The organism is Kaistella sp. CFF1-2 (assembly GCF_059509915.1).
Map to the genome: position 1 here is coordinate 335,349 of NZ_JCAKLF010000001.1, position 17,628 is coordinate 352,976.

General features: G+C 36.1%; 19 protein-coding genes. 8 read left to right on the forward strand and 11 right to left on the reverse strand.

Translation table 11 applies throughout. The features are described 5' to 3' along the window. Positions 1-33: 33 nt before the first annotated feature. The gene (locus tag AC5XHR_RS01545) at positions 34-1,161 is read right to left on the reverse strand and encodes a DegT/DnrJ/EryC1/StrS family aminotransferase (protein ID WP_495949015.1); all 1,128 of its coding nucleotides are present in this window, start codon (positions 1,159-1,161) and stop codon (positions 34-36) included. Between the two features lie 82 nt (positions 1,162-1,243). Here AC5XHR_RS01545 and AC5XHR_RS01550 point away from each other — a divergent pair, with 82 nt between their 5' ends. Next, positions 1,244-2,842, forward strand: a complete 1,599-nt coding sequence (locus AC5XHR_RS01550; protein ID WP_495949016.1) for a S8 family peptidase — start codon at positions 1,244-1,246, stop codon at positions 2,840-2,842. A gap of 58 nt (positions 2,843-2,900) precedes the next feature. Here the strand turns inward: AC5XHR_RS01550 and AC5XHR_RS01555 are convergent, their stop codons facing one another. The 6 genes from AC5XHR_RS01555 to gpmI form a co-directional block, all read right to left on the reverse strand. Continuing rightward, on the reverse strand, positions 2,901-5,435 hold the full coding sequence (locus AC5XHR_RS01555) for a phosphoenolpyruvate carboxylase (protein WP_495949017.1): 2,535 nt from the start codon (positions 5,433-5,435) through the stop codon (positions 2,901-2,903). Positions 5,436-5,524: 89 nt separating this feature from the next. Then, entirely contained in the window at positions 5,525-6,292 is a 768-nt protein-coding gene (locus AC5XHR_RS01560; RefSeq protein WP_495949018.1) for a class I SAM-dependent methyltransferase, read from the reverse strand. Between the two features lie 12 nt (positions 6,293-6,304). Next, the gene (gene map, locus AC5XHR_RS01565) at positions 6,305-7,114 is read right to left on the reverse strand and encodes a type I methionyl aminopeptidase (RefSeq protein ID WP_495949019.1); all 810 of its coding nucleotides are present in this window, start codon (positions 7,112-7,114) and stop codon (positions 6,305-6,307) included. A 29-nt stretch (positions 7,115-7,143) separates the two neighbouring features. After that, the gene (locus tag AC5XHR_RS01570) at positions 7,144-7,575 is read right to left on the reverse strand and encodes a BT0820 family HAD-type phosphatase (RefSeq protein WP_495949703.1); all 432 of its coding nucleotides are present in this window, start codon (positions 7,573-7,575) and stop codon (positions 7,144-7,146) included. Between the two features lie 85 nt (positions 7,576-7,660). Next, positions 7,661-8,638 (reverse strand): acyl-ACP desaturase, encoded by a 978-nt coding sequence (locus tag AC5XHR_RS01575; RefSeq protein ID WP_495949020.1) that lies wholly within the window; start codon positions 8,636-8,638, stop codon positions 7,661-7,663. Positions 8,639-8,761: 123 nt separating this feature from the next. Beyond that, complete coding sequence (gene gpmI, locus AC5XHR_RS01580) at positions 8,762-10,291, reverse strand: 2,3-bisphosphoglycerate-independent phosphoglycerate mutase (RefSeq protein WP_495949021.1); 1,530 nt, start codon at positions 10,289-10,291, stop codon at positions 8,762-8,764. Positions 10,292-10,422: 131 nt separating this feature from the next. Between gpmI and AC5XHR_RS01585 the strand changes: the two genes are divergently transcribed. Both AC5XHR_RS01585 and AC5XHR_RS01590 read left to right on the forward strand, forming a co-directional pair. Next, positions 10,423-10,746 carry a translation initiation factor gene (locus tag AC5XHR_RS01585; protein ID WP_495949022.1) on the forward strand — a complete coding sequence of 108 codons (324 nt, stop codon included), beginning with the start codon at positions 10,423-10,425 and terminating at the stop codon, positions 10,744-10,746. A gap of 39 nt (positions 10,747-10,785) precedes the next feature. Next, positions 10,786-11,640, forward strand: coding sequence for a nucleoside phosphorylase (locus AC5XHR_RS01590; RefSeq protein ID WP_495949023.1), 855 nt, complete (start codon positions 10,786-10,788; stop codon positions 11,638-11,640). Between the two features lie 84 nt (positions 11,641-11,724). Here AC5XHR_RS01590 and AC5XHR_RS01595 read toward each other — a convergent pair whose 3' ends face one another. Next, entirely contained in the window at positions 11,725-12,285 is a 561-nt protein-coding gene (locus AC5XHR_RS01595; protein WP_495949024.1) for a DNA-3-methyladenine glycosylase I, read from the reverse strand. 146 nt (positions 12,286-12,431) lie between these two features. Here AC5XHR_RS01595 and AC5XHR_RS01600 point away from each other — a divergent pair, with 146 nt between their 5' ends. Beyond that, positions 12,432-12,731 carry a hypothetical protein gene (locus tag AC5XHR_RS01600; RefSeq protein WP_495949025.1) on the forward strand — a complete coding sequence of 100 codons (300 nt, stop codon included), beginning with the start codon at positions 12,432-12,434 and terminating at the stop codon, positions 12,729-12,731. 57 nt (positions 12,732-12,788) lie between these two features. On the opposite strand, the gene AC5XHR_RS01605 is transcribed toward AC5XHR_RS01600, so the two are convergent. After that, positions 12,789-13,820 (reverse strand): threonine aldolase family protein, encoded by a 1,032-nt coding sequence (locus AC5XHR_RS01605; protein ID WP_495949026.1) that lies wholly within the window; start codon positions 13,818-13,820, stop codon positions 12,789-12,791. A gap of 90 nt (positions 13,821-13,910) precedes the next feature. On the opposite strand from AC5XHR_RS01605, the gene AC5XHR_RS01610 reads away from it, so the two are divergent. The 4 genes from AC5XHR_RS01610 to AC5XHR_RS01625 all read left to right on the forward strand — a co-directional run bounded on the left by AC5XHR_RS01610 (position 13,911) and on the right by AC5XHR_RS01625 (position 16,480). Continuing rightward, complete coding sequence (locus AC5XHR_RS01610; protein WP_495949027.1) at positions 13,911-15,113, forward strand: pyridoxal phosphate-dependent aminotransferase; 1,203 nt, start codon at positions 13,911-13,913, stop codon at positions 15,111-15,113. 111 nt (positions 15,114-15,224) lie between these two features. Continuing rightward, on the forward strand, positions 15,225-15,857 hold the full coding sequence (locus tag AC5XHR_RS01615) for a peroxiredoxin (protein WP_495949028.1): 633 nt from the start codon (positions 15,225-15,227) through the stop codon (positions 15,855-15,857). A 70-nt stretch (positions 15,858-15,927) separates the two neighbouring features. Continuing rightward, on the forward strand, positions 15,928-16,242 hold the full coding sequence (locus tag AC5XHR_RS01620; RefSeq protein ID WP_495949029.1) for a thioredoxin family protein: 315 nt from the start codon (positions 15,928-15,930) through the stop codon (positions 16,240-16,242). Continuing rightward, positions 16,223-16,480, forward strand: a complete 258-nt coding sequence (locus AC5XHR_RS01625) for a DUF6952 family protein (protein ID WP_495949030.1) — start codon at positions 16,223-16,225, stop codon at positions 16,478-16,480. The genes AC5XHR_RS01620 and AC5XHR_RS01625 overlap by 20 nt, the downstream gene beginning before the upstream one ends. Positions 16,481-16,531: 51 nt before the next feature. On the opposite strand, the gene AC5XHR_RS01630 is transcribed toward AC5XHR_RS01625, so the two are convergent. Together AC5XHR_RS01630 and AC5XHR_RS01635 are read right to left on the reverse strand one after the other, a co-directional pair. Continuing rightward, positions 16,532-16,900, reverse strand: a complete 369-nt coding sequence (locus AC5XHR_RS01630; RefSeq protein ID WP_495949031.1) for a hypothetical protein — start codon at positions 16,898-16,900, stop codon at positions 16,532-16,534. A 93-nt stretch (positions 16,901-16,993) separates the two neighbouring features. Then, complete coding sequence (locus AC5XHR_RS01635) at positions 16,994-17,503, reverse strand: GNAT family N-acetyltransferase (RefSeq protein WP_495949032.1); 510 nt, start codon at positions 17,501-17,503, stop codon at positions 16,994-16,996. Positions 17,504-17,628: the final 125 nt, after the last annotated feature.

Consider the following 17,628-nt stretch of genomic DNA (forward strand, 5'->3'; position numbering starts at 1 on the left):
TATCCAAATCTGAATAGCTCAAGTTTTATTTTATTAAGAATTCATGAATTCTAAAACGGCTTCGGTAATGTACGTCAGCTGCTCTTCGTCCAATTCGGTATGCATTGGTAATGAAATTACTTCTGTTAAAAGCTTGTCTGTATTCACAAAATCGGCATCGTTGCTTTCTTGGTAATACGCTTTTTGCTTTCTCAATGCCACTGGATAATAAATCATTGCCGGAACTTCTTTATCTGCTAAAAAAGCTTGCAATTCATTTCGTTTTCCATTCAAAATTCTCAAGGTATATTGATGAAAAACGTGTGTTGAATTCGGATCACGAACCGGAACTAAAATATGTGGATGCTCTTGAAAAGCTTCATCATAGAAATCGGCAGCTTTTCTTCTCGCTTCATTATACAAATCCAATTGTGGTAGTTTCTTTCTAAGAACGGCAGCTTGTACGCTATCCAAGCGGGAATTCACACCAACTTCATCATGATAATAACGCTCATACATTCCGTGGTTTACAATTCCGCGAATACGATGCACAATTTCATCATCATTGGTGAAAATAGCACCACCATCACCATAACATCCTAAATTTTTCGAAGGAAAAAACGACGTGGTACCAATAGTTCCCATCGTTCCAGACTTTTTCACTTCACCATTAGCAAACGTATATTCTGCACCAATAGCTTGGGCATTATCTTCAATAACGTACAGATTATGTTCTTTCGCGATTTTTAGAATTTCCTCCATGTTGGCGCACTGTCCAAACAAATGAACCGGAATAATCGCTTTTGTTTTATCCGTTATTGCTGCTTTTAATTTATCGGTATCAATCGTAAATGTGTTGTAATCAACATCAACTAAAACAGATTTCAGTTTCAATAAATGGATCACTTCAACGGTTGCTGCAAAAGTGAAATCTGCCGTAATAATTTCATCACCTTCTTTTAAATCCAACGCCATTAACGCAATTTGCAACGCATCCGTTCCGTTTGCACAAGGAATAACATGCTTTACATCTTGATATTCTTCTAATTCTTTTTGAAACAATTTTACCTCGGGACCGTTGATAAATGCTGCAGAATCCATCACATTAAGAACCGCATTATCTACATCATTTTTTATCTTGTAATATTGACTCTGTAAGTCAACCATTTGAATTTTCTTCATAAAAAAAATTTGTGTCGTAAATTTAGTGTTTTCAATCGGGAATCTCTAATTTTATTCAATGAAATTCTAAAGTAAAAAACACATGAAAACAATCTACATCTTCTGTATTCTTTCCTTTTTTACGAATCTGAAAGCACAAAACGAATTTATTTTTTTATTTTTTAAAGATAAACCAAACAAAGCGCAGTTTTACGCCAATCCATCTGCTGAATTAAGTCAATTTTCTTTGGATAGAAGGGCAAAAATGAACATTCCCCTAGCCGATTCGGATGCACCTTTGGAGAAGTCTTACGTTACTTCATTGCAGCAATTAGGTTTTACAATTACCGCTCAATCAAAGTGGTTAAACGGTGTTGGACTAGAAATTAACACTTCGCAACTGGCTCAAATTCAAAACCTTGCTTTTGTAGATCACGTTGAATCTTTTGTGAAAAATCAAGCAGCAAAAAATGCAATTCAAAAAACGAAATCGAAATTTGAAAACTCAAAAGCGAATAAAAATTTAAATTATGGAGTTACACAAAGTCAATTGGAGCAAATTAATATCAAAGCCTTGCATGACTTAGGTTATACAGGAAAAAACGTTCGAATTGCCGTTATTGACGTTGGTTTTCCAACGGTAGATACAGGAAGTACATTTGCTAAAATTCGAAATCAAAATCAAATCAAAGAAACCTATAATTTCGTTTCTCGATCTTCTAATGTTTATGATCCAAATTTAAATGCTCATGGAACAGCATGTCTAGGAATTTTAGCGGGTTCTATTGAAAACACCTTCGTAGGAAGTGCTCCCGATGCCGATTACTACTTGTATGTCACCGAAGTTAATGATCAAGAAATTCCAGCGGAAGAGTTGTATTGGATTGAAGCTGCAGAACAAGCGGATCGCTCTGGCGTTGATGTTATTTCGTCGTCATTAGGCTACGCCAATGGTTTTGATGATCCTCGTTACGACTATACTTATTCTTCAATGAATGGTAAAACATCGTTTATCGCTCGCGGTGCAAAAATCGCCACCGATAAAGGAATTTTAGTAGCCAATGCCATCGGAAATGAAGGCAATAAGACTTGGCATTACTTGGTTTCGCCTTCGGATGTTCCACAAGTTTTTAGCGTTGGAGGCGTTGATGTTTCGGGAAATCCATCGGTTTTTTCATCGTTTGGTCCCAATGCCGATGGTGTAACAAAACCTGATGGAAGCGCACGTGGTACAGCAACCTATTTAACCATCGATAATTCGTATTTTAGTGGAAACGGAACTTCATTCGCAACACCGTTGGTCGCTGGCGGTTTTGCTTGTTTGATTCAAGCTTCACCCAATCAAAAGATAGATGAATTACAAGATAAAATTCGGAAAACCGCTTCGTTATACCCGTCAACAACAGATCAATTAGGAAATGGAATTGTCAATTTTTATGCGGCGTATCAAAGCGTTTTAGCTACTCACGAAAATCCATTTAAGAATGATGTAAAAATCGCTCCAAATCCAGTGAAATCGAGCTTTAAAATTCAAACCAATTTTAAAATTCTGAATGTTGAAGTTTATGATAGTTCTGGACGACTAGTCAAATCATTTCCAAATCAAGAATCCTATTCATTAGAAAGTTTTTCCAAAGGAATTTATCATATAAAAATTCAATCGGAAAAAGGAACTTCTATTGAAAAACTAATCAAAGAATAAAAAAAGAACCTTCAAAGCAACTGAAGGTTCTAGTATAATTATTGTATAAAAATTGTACTTAAGCCGAGTTTCTACCTGCATTAATATTTCCGAATAAGGAACGAATAACGAGTTTTTCGTAAACATCTTTGAGTTCGTCTTCTTGTTGAATTTTCATCAACGCATATTGCTGAATCGTCAATAATGGAAGAACAATTTTTTCGCGAATTTTCACGGATTTACGTGACATGGGTTCATCTTGTTGAAGCATTGTATAGCCCGTCAATTCCAACATAATGCTTTTCGATAGTTCAAATTCATCATGAAGGACATTCCAAAATGCGCCAAAACGAGCGTTGGATTTCATGTACGAAGTCAACGGAAAATAGGTTTTATTCATACTCATCATCGAGTTCAGAACTAAGGTTTTGAAAAACGCAGATTCTCTAAACAAAGCTTTCAAATCATCAAAACGACCTTCTTCTTTCAATTGATTCAAAGCGAAACCAAAGCCATAAAAACCTGGCACATTTTGCTTCAATTGTGACCACGAACCGACAAAAGGAATCGCTCGTAAATCTTCAAACTTAAGTTGATCATCACCACCACGTTTGGAAGGACGACTTCCAATATTGGTTTTCCCGTAATACGGAAGCGTGCTCATCTCCTGTAAATACGGAACAAACATTGGATGCGCCTTCAAATCTGAATATTTTTTATAACTAATCTCCGCCAATTCTTCAATTAACGCTCGATTCTTTTTACAAAGCTCATTTTTAGCACTGTAGAAAACCGCGGTTTCAATTCCCGCAGTCAAAAGTTGCTCAAAATTATATTTCGCTTGATCCACATTTCCATAAACGCTGGTAATCGTTTGTCCTTGAATGGTTAATTCAATTTTATTATTTGCAATCGTATTTCCCTGTGATGCGTAGAAGTCGTGTGTTTTTCCACCACCACGAGCTGGTGGTCCGCCACGACCATCAAAGAAAATAACGCTAATTCCATTTTCTTCCGAAACCGAAGTTAATCGCTCTTTCGTTGTATAAATTTCCCAATTCGCTTTCAGATAACCACCATCTTTCGTTCCATCAGAAAAACCTAACATGATGGTTTGATTTTTCTTACGGCGAGCCAAATGATCGATGTATAGCGGATTTTGATACAAATTTCGCATCACTTCCTCCGCTTGATCAAGACCTTCCATCGTTTCAAAAAGAGGAATAATGTCCATCTTGATTTCGTCATCTTGATAGCCAGCAACTTTAAACAAAGCCAAAACATTCAATACGTCTTTCACTTCACTCGAATTAGAAATAATGTAGCGATACATTCCACGCTCACCATTCGTTTTCTGAATGTCTTTTATTTGAACAATATTTTTCAGTGTATCTTGAGTCGTTTCAGAATACGTATCAAATGGTAAATGTGTTTTAGCTTGAATTAATTTTTCAAATTTTTCATCATTTGAAGCCGTTGTATTTGGAAATTCAGCTTCAAAAATTTCATCAATAACCGATTGATGCACACGACTATCTTGACGAATATCCAAAGTCGCGAAGTGAGTTCCGAAAATTTTCACTCGATCTCGGAATTCATGTAACAAGTCGATAAACAAGGAATTATGTTCTTCAACAAGAATTTTTTCCGCTTCACTAATCTTGTTCAAAATGATTTCAGAGTCCAAATGTAAATTATCAAACATCGCTTGATAAATATGGTCATTAAGCTCGGTAAGAACTTCTGCAACACCTCGAAAACTCATTCTACGACGAATTTCTTTCAAATGCGCGTAATATTCTTTAATAATCGACGAACGCAATTCTTGAGCGACAGAACGGGTGACATCGGCCGTCACAAATGGATTTCCGTCACGATCTCCTCCAGGCCAGAATCCCAGTTGAAAAACATCTTCATGAATATGCGTTTTCCCATCACCAAACATGGTGTTGATTTTCGTGTACAACTCACCAATTGTGTCATAATAAACATAACGCAAGTAATAAATAATGCTCAATGCCTCGTCAAAAGGAGTTGGTTTTTCTTTATTGACGAACGGCGTTTTCCCTAATTGCTGCAACAAAACATCAATATCAGAAATCGAATCATTAAGAACCGCTTGTCGCAAATCATGGATAATATGCTGAACAGAAGACGGATAAAACTGCGTTGGATGCGCTGTAAACACCATTTTCACTGCAAAATGCTGCAATTTCTCACGAACCTTTTCTAACTGATGTTCTTGCATCGTTCTTTCATGCAAATTCATCAAGGTTCCGTTGTCACTATCCGAATGAAGTTGCGGAAAAGCCGCGTCTTCAATAGAATCAAAAAGAACGACTTGTCTTTCGATGTACTGAATTATTTTAAACAAAAGATCAATCTTTTGCTCGTCGGTTTTCAGGTCGGTATGATTTTTAAAAAAGGTTTCTACAATAGCCAAAGGCGTTTTTTCTTCTTCATATCCCACCCGACTTTCCTCGGTAAGAAACGGGAGCAACATCCCAATGTTAGTCATTTTATCATAAGGCAAGCTCATGAAAAGCGCATTGTAAATTTGGAATTTGTTTTCTACAACTTGCCGAAATTGTTCTTTCTTCTGATCGTTTAGCATACTTCATTTTTTAGCACAAAAAAAGAGTGCGGAAAGAATCTCGCACTCGATTTTTTGTTTATTTCCAAACAAATTTATAAAATAATTTGTCAGTTTTTAAAGATCAGAGGTAAAATTTCATTTTTATTCAATCCATACTTTCGAATTTCTTCGTCTGAGAATTTCTGTGAATAAAAATTAGCATCGACTTCAAAGCCTACACTCTTCAAACGATCAAAATAATCCATTCCATACCAACGAACATGATCGTACTGTCCGAAATGCTTTTGACGCTCTTTTGGATCGGTAATTGTGAAATCCTCGTAGGTTTTTTCCAATGAAATTTTCATCGGAACCTGAACAATTCCCCATCCACCTTTTTTCATCACACGATACAACTCGGACATCGCTTTTGTATCGTCTTGAATATGCTCTAAAACATGGTTGCAAATAACCACATCAAACGATTCATTTTCAAAAGGAAGATCCAAAATATCTGCTTTGACATCCACAATTGGCGAAAATAAATCGGCAGACGTGTAGTCCAAATTCTTCATTTTTTTAAATTTCCTTAAAAACTCTTGTTCAGGAGCAATATGAAGAACTTTTATTTTTTTTGAAAAGAATTCGGTTTCGTTTTGCAAATACAACCACATCTGACGATGCCTTTCCAAAGATAACGTTCCTGGAGAAAGTGCATTTTCTCTTTGTTTTCCGTATCCGTATGGCAAAAATTTGCGGTAACCTTTTCCATCAATCGGATCAAGGAACTTATCACCCTTGAAAAATTGATAAATTAACGGACGAGCCGCAATACTCAATTGAATGAGAACAGGTCTCGGTAAAGTATTGAGTAATATTTTAGAAAGCTTTTTCACTAAATACGTGTATTACCAATCGTATTGGAAGGCTTTTTCTTCGTCACTTACAATTCCCAATGCATCGTAAATATATTGGAACGTCGAAAGCAAGACCGGTTTCCCGTTGATAATCGTCACATCATGCTCAAAATGTGCAGAAGGCTTCTTATCTAAAGTCGTTACTGTCCAACCATCTTTATGGAACTCTACTTTTTCGGTTCCTAAATTCACCATCGGTTCAATCGCAAGGGTAATTCCGTCTTTTAAAACTTTTCCGCTTCCTTTTCTTCCGTAATTCGGAACTTGAGGATCTTCATGCATTGTTCTACCAACTCCATGCCCGACCAACTCACGAACGACACCATAGCCTTCGTTTTCGCAATAGGTTTGGATGGCATTAGAAATATCTCCTACTCGCTTTCCACGAACACATTGTTCGATTCCTTTGTACAAAGATTCTTTGGTGATTTTTAATAATTTTTTTGTTTCAGGAGCAACTTCTCCAACCTCAAATGTATAAGCGTGATCTCCAACTAAACCGTTCAGGAAAGTTCCGCAATCCACCGAAATAATTTCTCCATCTTCTAAGGGAACATCCGTTGGAAAACCGTGTACAACTTGCTCGTTAGGCGACATACATAAAGTGTTTGGAAAACCTCCGTATCCTAAAAAAGCAGGTTCGGCTCCATGATCTTTAATGTAGTCATAAGCCAATTTGTCTAAATATTTGGTCGTAACTCCTGGTTTGATTTCTTTCGCTAGCATACCCAAGGTTTTAGAAACCAATTGCGCTGCTTCACGCATCAAATAGAGTTCTTCTAATGTTTTTAAATGAATCATTTAGTATAATTTTAAAGAAGATATTCTGCTTACCAGAACAAACCTTTCTTTTTATCTTTTTTCAATTTGGAATAGGCCAAAACCTCTCTTCCTTCAACACGAAATTCAATTTTCTCGTTGATAATGTTGTAAATTTCTCCCCATCCTGGAAAACCACCTAGATTTCGGTCGTCAATAAACAAATCTGCATCCAACTTACGAGATTGTGTTGCCGAATCAAAAACTTCACCTTCAAAACTAGAGTTTACGGCGTAAAACTCAATTCCGTTTTTACGACAAAACTCAACAGCATCTTGCAAGGTTTGACCGTGACGGTACGTCCATAAAATCAAACGATAACCTTCAGCTTGAAGTTGTTTTAAAGTTTCGAAAACAAACGTTTTTGGTTTCCCAATTCCCGGATAGGCATCATCTACGATCGTTCCGTCAAAATCTACAGCAATTTTTTTATTACTTTTCAACATGGAAATTAATTTAATGGATGCAAAGATACTAAAATCCACAAAAAATGGCTGATTTCTCAGCCATCTTAATTTTTATCTTCGTTTACGATCGTACCCATTTAAAATTATACGACGTATCTGGAGTTGTAATTCTGTCCGTAATACGTTGCAAACGGTCTGGTAGCTTCAATAAATATTCTCTTGCGCGTTCTGCAGAATCATTCAGTCCTGTCACCGATTCGATTTTCCAAGTATCCAATAAATCCTTCAAAATATTGATATAATCTTGCGCAGTATAAACGGAGCAACGTTGAGCTGCATCCGAAAAATGCTGCCACAATTCGCCAACTTTCTGACCTGATTCACGCATTAAATGTGCTGGCATAACAATTTTGCTCTTCATCATTCCTTCGAAAGCCTTCATCATTTCGGAAGGATCCATTTGGAAAATTTCATTCACAAAAGTTTGATATGCTTTGGCGTGACGTGCTTCATCAGCAGCGATAACACCACACATTTGAGCTAATTTTTTGTTTCCACTTTGCTTCGCCAAAGTTCCTACACGACGGTGCGAAATATTGGTTGCTGTCTCTTGAAAACTCGTATATACAAAATTACGATACGGATCACTTCCGGTTTCAATATCAAAACCATCACTAATCAAATATTGCGTTGTAATCTCCATTTCTCGCATGTTGACGCGACCACACAAATACAAATATTTTCCAAGTAAATCTCCGTGTCTATTCTCTTCTGCTGTCCAGTTTCTAGTCCACTTTGACCAACTGTTATTTTCTTGCTGATTCACTCCATCAATACCCATAATCCAAGATTCGTATGTTGGTAGAGCTTCCTCTGTAATACAGTCTCCAATAAGCGTTACAAATAAATCGTATGGCATTTCGTGCGCAAATTCACGAAGTTCATTAAGATCCTCAACGAAAGAATCTTTTGAGCTATCGGGTAAAAAGTCTGATGGTTGCCAAATCTTTTCAATTGGCGTTAAAAATGAAGAAATGTATTCGTCCATTTTTTTACCAATGGTTTCCATGACTTCAAGTTTGGTGAAGGATAAGTTCATTCTGTTTGTTTATTGTTAAGGCAAAAATACAAATTACAATGCAATGCATATTAGTAAAACTAAAAAAAGCCGAAAGTAATTCGGCTCTAAAATACTATTATTTCGTTAAAGTATCGATAAACACTAGGAAATAATTACATTTCCTGACATTTGTTCAGGAACTTCCACACCCATCGCAACTAAAATCGAAGGCGCCAAATCTCCTAATTTACCAGGTTTTAAATGCCAAGTTCTTTCTTTATCCATCACAATTAACGGAACCAAATTCGTAGAATGCTGTGTATTTGGACTTCCATCAGGATTAATCATCACATCAGAATTCCCATGATCGGCAAGAATAAATACCGTATATCCATTTTCATAAGCGGCTGTCGCCACTTTTTGAATGCATTGATCTACCGTTTCGGCTGCCTTTACTGCTGCAGAAAAAACGCCCGTATGCCCAACCATATCTGTATTTGCAAAGTTTAAAACAACAAAATCAGGTTTTCCTGCTTCCAATTCTGGAACAATCTTTTCGGTAATATCGTATGCCGCCATTTCAGGTTTTAAATCGTAGGTTGCAACGTCTTTCGGACTTGGACAAAGAATTCTACTTTCTCCAACGAAAGGTTCTTCCCGTCCACCCGAGAAAAAGAAAGTTACGTGAGGATATTTCTCCGTTTCTGCAACACGAATTTGTGTTTTCCCATTGGCTTCAAGAATTTCGCCCAAAGTATGACTCAACACTTCTTCATCAAATACAACATGAACTTTTTTGAATTCACTATCGTAGTTTGTTAAAGTCACATAATACAAATCTAATTTCTGCATTCCATACTCTGGAAAATCTTGCTGTGTAAGGACTTCTGTAATTTCACGTCCACGATCTGTTCTAAAATTAAAACAAACCACCACATCTCCATTTTGAATGGTTGCTACAGGATTATTTCCTTCGTTTAAACAAACAATTGGCTTAATAAATTCATCCGTAACATCAGCATCATACGACTTTTGAATCGCGTCTAAAACATTGAAAGTAGTTTCACCTACTCCATTAACCATGACATCATACGCCAATTTCACACGCTCCCAACGCTTATCACGATCCATCGCATAATATCTTCCAACAACGGTTGCTAATTTACCAACCGAATGCTCCATGTGAATCAACAATTCTTCAATAAAACCTTTACCAGACTTCGGATCACAGTCGCGACCGTCTGTAAATGCATGAACATATACGCGATCATTAAATCCGAATTCATGAGCCGCCGTTAACAAACCTTTTAAATGGTTAATATGGGAATGAACCCCTCCATTAGAACACAAACCAATGAAATGAACATTAACATTTTCTTTCATCGCGTATTCAAAAGCAGCAACGATTTCTTTTTCCTTTCCTAAACTTCCGTTTTCAACCGCCATATTGAGTTTAACCAAATTTTGATAAACTACTCTTCCGGCACCTAAATTCATGTGTCCAACCTCCGAATTCCCCATCTGTCCAGCAGGCAAACCCACAGCCAAACCGCTCGCTTCAAGCGTTGTGTGCGGGAATTTCTCATAACAAGAATCTATAAAAGGAGTTTTTGCTTGCGCTATTGCTGAAACTTCAGGATTCGGACCTAATCCCCAACCATCTAAAATGGCTAAAAGTGCTTTATTTGACATTGATTTTCTTCGCTTTAAATTGTAACAAACAAATTTACAAATTCTAAAATGGATTTTCAACAGACTTTTGATGATATTTTTAGGCTTTATTTTTTTTGAATTGCTTAATTTTAGCCTTTCAATACAAGACTATGGATTTACGAGATCAATTAAAAAATCTTTTCCCAGAACACGAAGAACAGGATTTTGAGATGCCCGAAGAAAAATTCGAGCAAAAGGAACCTTTGATTTGTAAATTTGAAAAAAAAGGCCGCAATGGCAAGCCCGTAACCCTTATTGAAGGTTTTGAAGGAAGCGATGAAGACTTAAAAATTATCTCAAAAAAAATAAAGACAACCCTAGGAATTGGTGGTTCTGAAAAAGATGGAACCATAATTATCCAAGGGGACAACAGAGATAAAATCATGAAAATCCTAAAAGACATGGGTTACAAAACCAAACGTGTTGGCGGCTAACCTAGTTCTCAAACAATTTAAAAATAAAAATTAGACGATATGCTTAATAAACTTGCAGCTTCTGAGCTGGTTCTTAATGATGATGGAAGTGTCTATCACTTGAATTTATTACCCGAAGATATTGCCCACAAAATCATTTTAGTTGGCGATCCAGATCGTGTTTCGAGGGTTTCGAAATATTTTGATTCTATTGAAATCAAAAAGAATAAACGTGAATTTTACACGCATACCGGAATGTTACGCGGTGAGCGAATCACTGTAATGTCATCTGGAATTGGCACTGAGAACATCGATATCGTAATGAACGAATTGGATGCTTTGGTGAATATTGACTTAAAAGAAAAGGAATTCAAAACCAATCATACATCGCTTGAACTTTTCCGTTTGGGAACGTGTGGAAGTGTAAATCCGGATATTCAAGTAGATAATATGTTAGTTACTCAAAATGTTGTTGGACTAGATGGTTTGCTACATTTTTACCAAGATTATCAGTTTGAAAATGAGTTTTCAAAGAATTTCCTAGAAAAATTCCCGTACGAGAAAATTAAGCCAATGTTGTATTTTTCGGATTGGGCAGAAGAAATCTCTCCTTATTATAAAGATGCAAAATACCACGGAAACACAGCGACTTTTCCAGGTTTCTATGCACCGCAAGGAAGACAATTGCGTCTAAAGGCACTGGATGATCAGTTTTTAGAAACATTGAATGATCTTGGCGTAAGTAATTTCGAAATGGAAACATCAGCTATTTATGGACTTTCAAAGCTTTTAGGTCACAAAGCATTAACCGTAAACTGCGTCATTGCTAACCGAAGAAGAGGCGAATTTGCTTCTGACCATCATGCATCAGAAAAAATGATGATTGAGTGGGTTTTGGAGCGAATTATTCCTTAGGAAAATAGTAATAAAAATATTTTTCCACGAGTTTCGGGCGGCCTTTGGCCGCCCGAAACTCGTGGAAACTCAATCAAAAAAAATCTACTTTCGAGTATGACAATTTAAAATATGATCGTTCACCATCCCTGTCGCTTGCATATGCGCATAAACAACGGTTGGCCCCAAAAATTTAAAACCTCGTTTTTTCAAATCTTTAGCCCAACGATCGGAAATTTCTGTTGTTGCAGGAACATCCTTTAATGAATTCGGTTTATTGTCAATGGGCTTTCCACCAACAAAATCCCACATGTATTTTGAAAAACTCCCGAACTCTTTTTGAACTTCGATAAACGCTTTTGCATTGTTAATCGTCGCCAAAACTTTTAATCGATTACGGACAATTCCTTCATCTTGCATTAACGCTTCAATCTTTTGATCATCGTATTTTGCAATCTTTTTATAATTGAATTTATCAAACGCTTTACGGAATGAATCGCGCTTCTTTAAAATCGTATACCAACTTAGCCCTGCTTGAAAGCTTTCAAGAATCAAAAACTCAAAAATAGTTTCATCATCATATACAGGACTTCCCCACTCAGAATCGTGATAATCCCTATACAAATCATCTTTTTCACACCATCCACAACGTACTATTTCGTTCATTTTCAAATGTTTTTAAAATTGTAAATCAAAATTTATATAATTCGCATATTAAGATTTATTTAACGCTTAATATTTTAGAAAGGTAGTAATAATCTCTAATTTTAGGGTACAAAAGTGATAAAGTTTAACCCAAAAACCTTAAAAAAATGGACAATTCAGATTTCAATAAAGCAGAAAATGCAGTAAATGAAGCAAAATGGAAAATTGATCAGTATGCTGATAGAGTAAAAGATTATATCCGTGATCAAAAAGCTAAAAACCAAGAAGCAACGCAAGAAGGTTGGTTTGATCAGGTAAAAAATAACGTTTCTGACGCTTGGGAAGACACGAAAGACGCAGCAGGTCAAGCATGGGAAAACACCAAAAGCTGGGCAGATGAAGCTTGGGATAAGACGAAAGATGCCGCTGAAGATGTAAAAGCGGAGATTAAAAAATCGACAAACTAAAATTCATCACAATAACATACAAGGCTATTTCGATAACGGAATAGCCTTGTATTTTTTTTATTTCAATGATTTTAAAACCTCAATAAATCGATCGACTTCCTCTTCTGGTGTTGCCCAAGAAGTTATCAAACGTATTGCCGACTTTTCTTCATTAATTTTCGTCCAAACATAAAAGTCAAATTGTTGCGCTAAGACTTCAATTTCCTGATTTTTTAGAATGGGAAAAATCTGATTGGTTGCTGTATCAGAAAGCAATTCAAAATTCAAATCTAAAAAAGCTTGCTTTACCTTCATCGCTTGCTGATTGGCTTTTCGAGCTAATTCAAAGTATAAATCAGATTCAAATAAAGCCAAAAACTGCAAACCTAAAACACGACCTTTAGCTAATAAAGCACCATTTTGTTTCAAATGAAAATCAAAATCTTGGGAAATAATTGGATTGGTAATGATAATTGCTTCACCAAACAAAGCTCCGTTTTTAGTTCCTCCAACGTAAAAAGCATCAGTTAACTTAGCAATATCAGCCAATGTCAAATCCGATGATTCCGCAGTTAATGCATGTCCTAGACGCGCTCCATCCATAAATAGGAACATATTTTTGGATTGGCAAAACGAATACAAAGCTTTCAATTCTGATTTCGTATAAATGGTTCCTAATTCCGTAGAATTGGAAATATAAACCATTTTTGGTCGTACTTGATGCGGAAAATTGGTATGCTCATCTAAAATTAGTTGAATATCGCTTGGGTTTAATTTTCCATCATCGGACAAAACGCCATGAACTTTGTGTCCTGTATTTTCAATTGCTCCCGTTTCATTCGTATTGATATGTCCAGTATAAGCGGAAATAACGCTTTCATACGGCTTTAACGCTGCGCCAATAACTAAAAGATTCGCTAAAGTCCCACCCGAAACAAAAAATATATTAGACTTGGGAGCTTCACATTGTGAGCGTAAAACTTGTTTCGCATTTTCGCAATATTCATCCAATCCATAACCATTTTGCTGTGTCATATTATGTTCCAAAAGCTTTTGAAGCACTTGTGGATGCGCACCTTCGGAATAATCATTTTTAAAAGAAAATTTCATAGCGTAAAAGTAAATAAAATCATACTTCAAACGCATTTTTACCCATAAATACTTCCTATCTTTGTAAGGAAAACAAACCTAGATACATATATGAGCAAATTATCAGACCGCATCAACAGATTGAGTTACTCCCAAACCTTTGTTATGAGTAATAAAGCGAGGGAAATGAAAGCAGAAGGAATAGATGTCATCAGCTTAACACTTGGAGAGCCTGATTTTGATGTCCCTGATAATATAAAGGAAGCCGCTTTTAAAGCAATTAATGAAAATTTTAGCCATTATTCGCCGGTTCCAGGATTTTTGGATCTTCGAAAAGCGATTGCTCATAAATTAAAGCGTGATAACAATTTAGACTACGCTCCTACCCAAATTTGCGTTTCAAATGGCGCAAAGCAATCCATTATTAATATTTTGATGGCCTTGGTAAACGATGGTGACGAAGTGATTTTGCCAGTTCCATTTTGGGTGAGTTATGAAGAAATGGTGAAAATGGTAGGCGGAAAAGCCGTTTTGGTGAAATCTTCTTACGTTAATGATTTTAAAATTACAGCGGAACAACTAGAAGCGGCTATTACAGACAAAACGAAAGTTATTCTGTATTCATCACCTTGTAATCCATCTGGAAGTTACTACACGTATGATGAATTAAAATCCATTGCAAAAGTTGTCGAAAAATATCCGCATGTAACCGTGATTTCCGATGAAATCTACGAATACATTAATTATGAAACGACTCACAAATCAATAGTCGCAGTTCATCCAGAAATCTACGAACAAGTTGCGATTGTCAACGGAATGTCAAAAGGTTATGCGATGACTGGTTGGAGAATTGGATATTCAGCCGCTCCGGAATGGTTAGCAAAAGCGTGCGATAAAGTTCAGGGTCAAATGACCAGCGGAGCCAATACGGTTGCTCAGCAAGCTTCTATTACTGCTTTAATGACAGATCCAAAGGAATATCGTTACATGATTGATGAATTCAGAAAACGAAGAGATTTGGTTTTTGATTTAATGAAGGAAATCCCTGGTTTTAAAGTTCTACTTCCGAAGTCGGCGTTTTATTTCTTCCCAGATATTTCTTTTTATTTAGGAAAATCAATTAATGGTATTGAAATTAAAAACTCGGACGACTTTGCGATGTTTTTATTAGAACAAGCTCATGTTGCATGCGTTGGTGGTGTCTCTTTTGGGAGCCCAGAATGTATCAGATTCTCATATGCAGCATCTGAAGAAGAGCTCAAAGAAGCAATGAAAAGGCTTAAAACATGCTTAGAAACAGCTGAAATCCGCTAAATAAGTTTGATAGATTTTATAAATCGATTTTAATTTGTTTGATAGATAATTATATATATCTTTGCATCAGTAAATAATCACAGAACTAACATCAAAAAAAATTATAAAATTATGTCATTAGTAGGAAAAAAATTCCCAAATGTAGCAATCGATGCCATGTCAGAAATGGGGGACAATTTAAGAATTAACGTTTTAGAAGAAGCGGTAAACAACGAGCAAAAAATCGTTCTTTTCTGGTATCCAAAAGACTTTACATTCGTATGCCCTACAGAATTACACGCTTTCCAAGAAGCTTCTGAAGAGTTCGCAAAAAGAAACACGAAAGTTATCGGTGCTTCTTGCGACACAAACGAAGTACACTTCGCATGGTTGAACACACCAAAAGATCACGGAGGTATTGAAGGAGTAACGTACCCAATTTTAGCTGATACGCACAGACAACTGGCTAATATGTTAGGAATTGTTGATCAAGATTTCGAATTCGATGAAGAAGGAAACGAAATTTTCACAGGATCTAACGTTACGTACAGAGCAACGTATTTAATCGATGAGACTGGAAAAATTTTCCACGAGTCAGTAAACGATATGCCTCTTGGTAGAAACGTAAAAGAATATTTAAGATTAATCGACGCTTACACGCACGTACAAAAGAACGGAGAAGTTTGCCCTGCAAACTGGGAAGAAGGAAAAGAAGCGATGAGTGCTGACAGAAAGTCTACAGCTGAATATTTAGCTAAGCATTAATCTCAACCCACAGAATGAGGTTTGAGATGATTTTCAAACCTCATTTTTTTTAACCTCAAATTTTTATACCATGTTCACAGAAATTACAGAAGATAATTTACAAGAATTAATCGCTAATAACGACAAAGTTGTTGTACAATACGGAGCAACTTGGTGCGGAAACTGCCGAATTATGAAGCCAAAATTCAAAAAATTGGCTACAGAAAACGAAAACGTACCATTCTTATATGTTGATGCAGAAAAGTTTCCCGAAAGTAGAAAATTAGCGAACGTAAGCAACTTACCTACATTTGCAACCTTTGTAGGCGGACAATTGAAAGGCGAAGTACAAACAAACAAAGCAGAAGTTTTAACAGATTTAGTTCATGAAGTTACCTCTAATTAAGCATCTTACTCAATTTATTGAGAATAACGATGAAGATTACATTGTAGAAACCATAGAAGTTTTAGAACACATCACAGAACTTCCTTCCTTGAAAGATGAAGAATTGGACGTTGTGGGTGAATTAATTTCTAACCTTTATGGCGCTCTCGAAGTTAAAAAAATGACCCGCGAAGGGAAAGATCAAAAAGAAGCTCTTAACGAGTTTATGAAACGAGTAATGGGAAGTATTGATAAATAATCTCCACTTCTAAAGCATAAAAAAGGTAGACCAATCGGTCTACCTTTTTTATTAATCGTCGTAACGATCGTAGTATTTTTTGTTCTTTTTATACTTTTTGTTTTTATGGTGGTGATCATTTTTGTAGTATTTCTTTTGTTGACCAGGTGCATAATCTTTTGCACTTCCACCATAAATTTTCTTCGCTTGTCCAGGAGGTAATTTCTTACCATTTCTGTAACCTCCGTAACCATATGTATCATTACCACCATAACGGTAGATTCTACCATCTCGGTACACATTACCATTTAAGTCTCTATAGATTTGTCCAGATTTGTAAGTACCACCATCTGGAGCTCGATATACTCTACCGTTGTTTCCGTAATATCCATTATCATAGGTTGTACAAGCAATCACAATTGAACCTACGAAAAATGACATTAGAATAATTTTTAAACTTTTCATAACACTAAAATTTCACATTATGAATAGTTACGATCCAAGGATAATGCCAAAACCTTACAAATTCCACAATCAGTCGATTCCTACTTCTTTACTTCGGCGCTCTAATAAAACAACATCTTCCCAACGACCATTGAGTTTTCCCATCTTTTCACGAATACCCACTTTTCTAAAACCAGCTTTTTGATGTAGTGAAATACTTCCTTCATTTTGCGGGAAAATTCCCGCTTGAAGCAACCAAATTCCATGTTCTTCGGAATCTTTAATTAGTTTTTGAAGCAACATCGTTCCCAAGCCCAATCGTTGAAAATCTTGGTGAATATAAACACTTACTTCCGCGACTCCGGCATAACAATCCCTCTTGCTGATTGGTTTTATCGCCACCCAACCAACGATTTTATCCTCTGAATTTTCGATGACAAAACGAGAAAAATTATAAAATTCAATATCCCAAGCGTCCCACGTAGGAACGCTGGTTTCAAAAGTAGCCAAACCGTATTCAATTCCTTGTTTAAAAATTTCTAAAACACTTTTACCATCATCAATGGTCATGCGTCTAATTTCAAAGTTATTGGTGTTCATTTTCTGATTTAATTGAAATTAAAATTACTAAAAAACTCAACACAAAATAAAACCGATTTGAAAAAATCAAATCGGTTCGAGTCATTAAAAATAATAGATAGGATTCACGGATCTCTGGAAATGAA

What these genes read in the sequence shown, in the direction of transcription:
- AC5XHR_RS01545 (WP_495949015.1), bottom strand. Translation starts at nt 1,161, where the DNA reads ATGAAGAAAATTCAAATGGTTGACTTACAGAGTCAATATTACAAGATA.
- AC5XHR_RS01550 (WP_495949016.1), top strand. Translation starts at nt 1,244, where the DNA reads ATGAAAACAATCTACATCTTCTGTATTCTTTCCTTTTTTACGAATCTG.
- AC5XHR_RS01555 (WP_495949017.1), bottom strand. Translation starts at nt 5,435, where the DNA reads ATGCTAAACGATCAGAAGAAAGAACAATTTCGGCAAGTTGTAGAAAAC.
- map (WP_495949019.1), bottom strand. Translation starts at nt 7,114, where the DNA reads ATGATTCATTTAAAAACATTAGAAGAACTCTATTTGATGCGTGAAGCA.
- AC5XHR_RS01575 (WP_495949020.1), bottom strand. Translation starts at nt 8,638, where the DNA reads ATGAACTTATCCTTCACCAAACTTGAAGTCATGGAAACCATTGGTAAA.
- gpmI (WP_495949021.1), bottom strand. Translation starts at nt 10,291, where the DNA reads ATGTCAAATAAAGCACTTTTAGCCATTTTAGATGGTTGGGGATTAGGT.
- AC5XHR_RS01585 (WP_495949022.1), top strand. Translation starts at nt 10,423, where the DNA reads ATGGATTTACGAGATCAATTAAAAAATCTTTTCCCAGAACACGAAGAA.
- AC5XHR_RS01590 (WP_495949023.1), top strand. Translation starts at nt 10,786, where the DNA reads ATGCTTAATAAACTTGCAGCTTCTGAGCTGGTTCTTAATGATGATGGA.
- AC5XHR_RS01595 (WP_495949024.1), bottom strand. Translation starts at nt 12,285, where the DNA reads ATGAACGAAATAGTACGTTGTGGATGGTGTGAAAAAGATGATTTGTAT.
- AC5XHR_RS01600 (WP_495949025.1), top strand. Translation starts at nt 12,432, where the DNA reads ATGGACAATTCAGATTTCAATAAAGCAGAAAATGCAGTAAATGAAGCA.
- AC5XHR_RS01605 (WP_495949026.1), bottom strand. Translation starts at nt 13,820, where the DNA reads ATGAAATTTTCTTTTAAAAATGATTATTCCGAAGGTGCGCATCCACAA.
- AC5XHR_RS01610 (WP_495949027.1), top strand. Translation starts at nt 13,911, where the DNA reads ATGAGCAAATTATCAGACCGCATCAACAGATTGAGTTACTCCCAAACC.
- AC5XHR_RS01615 (WP_495949028.1), top strand. Translation starts at nt 15,225, where the DNA reads ATGTCATTAGTAGGAAAAAAATTCCCAAATGTAGCAATCGATGCCATG.
- AC5XHR_RS01620 (WP_495949029.1), top strand. Translation starts at nt 15,928, where the DNA reads ATGTTCACAGAAATTACAGAAGATAATTTACAAGAATTAATCGCTAAT.
- AC5XHR_RS01625 (WP_495949030.1), top strand. Translation starts at nt 16,223, where the DNA reads ATGAAGTTACCTCTAATTAAGCATCTTACTCAATTTATTGAGAATAAC.
- AC5XHR_RS01630 (WP_495949031.1), bottom strand. Translation starts at nt 16,900, where the DNA reads ATGTCATTTTTCGTAGGTTCAATTGTGATTGCTTGTACAACCTATGAT.
- AC5XHR_RS01635 (WP_495949032.1), bottom strand. Translation starts at nt 17,503, where the DNA reads ATGAACACCAATAACTTTGAAATTAGACGCATGACCATTGATGATGGT.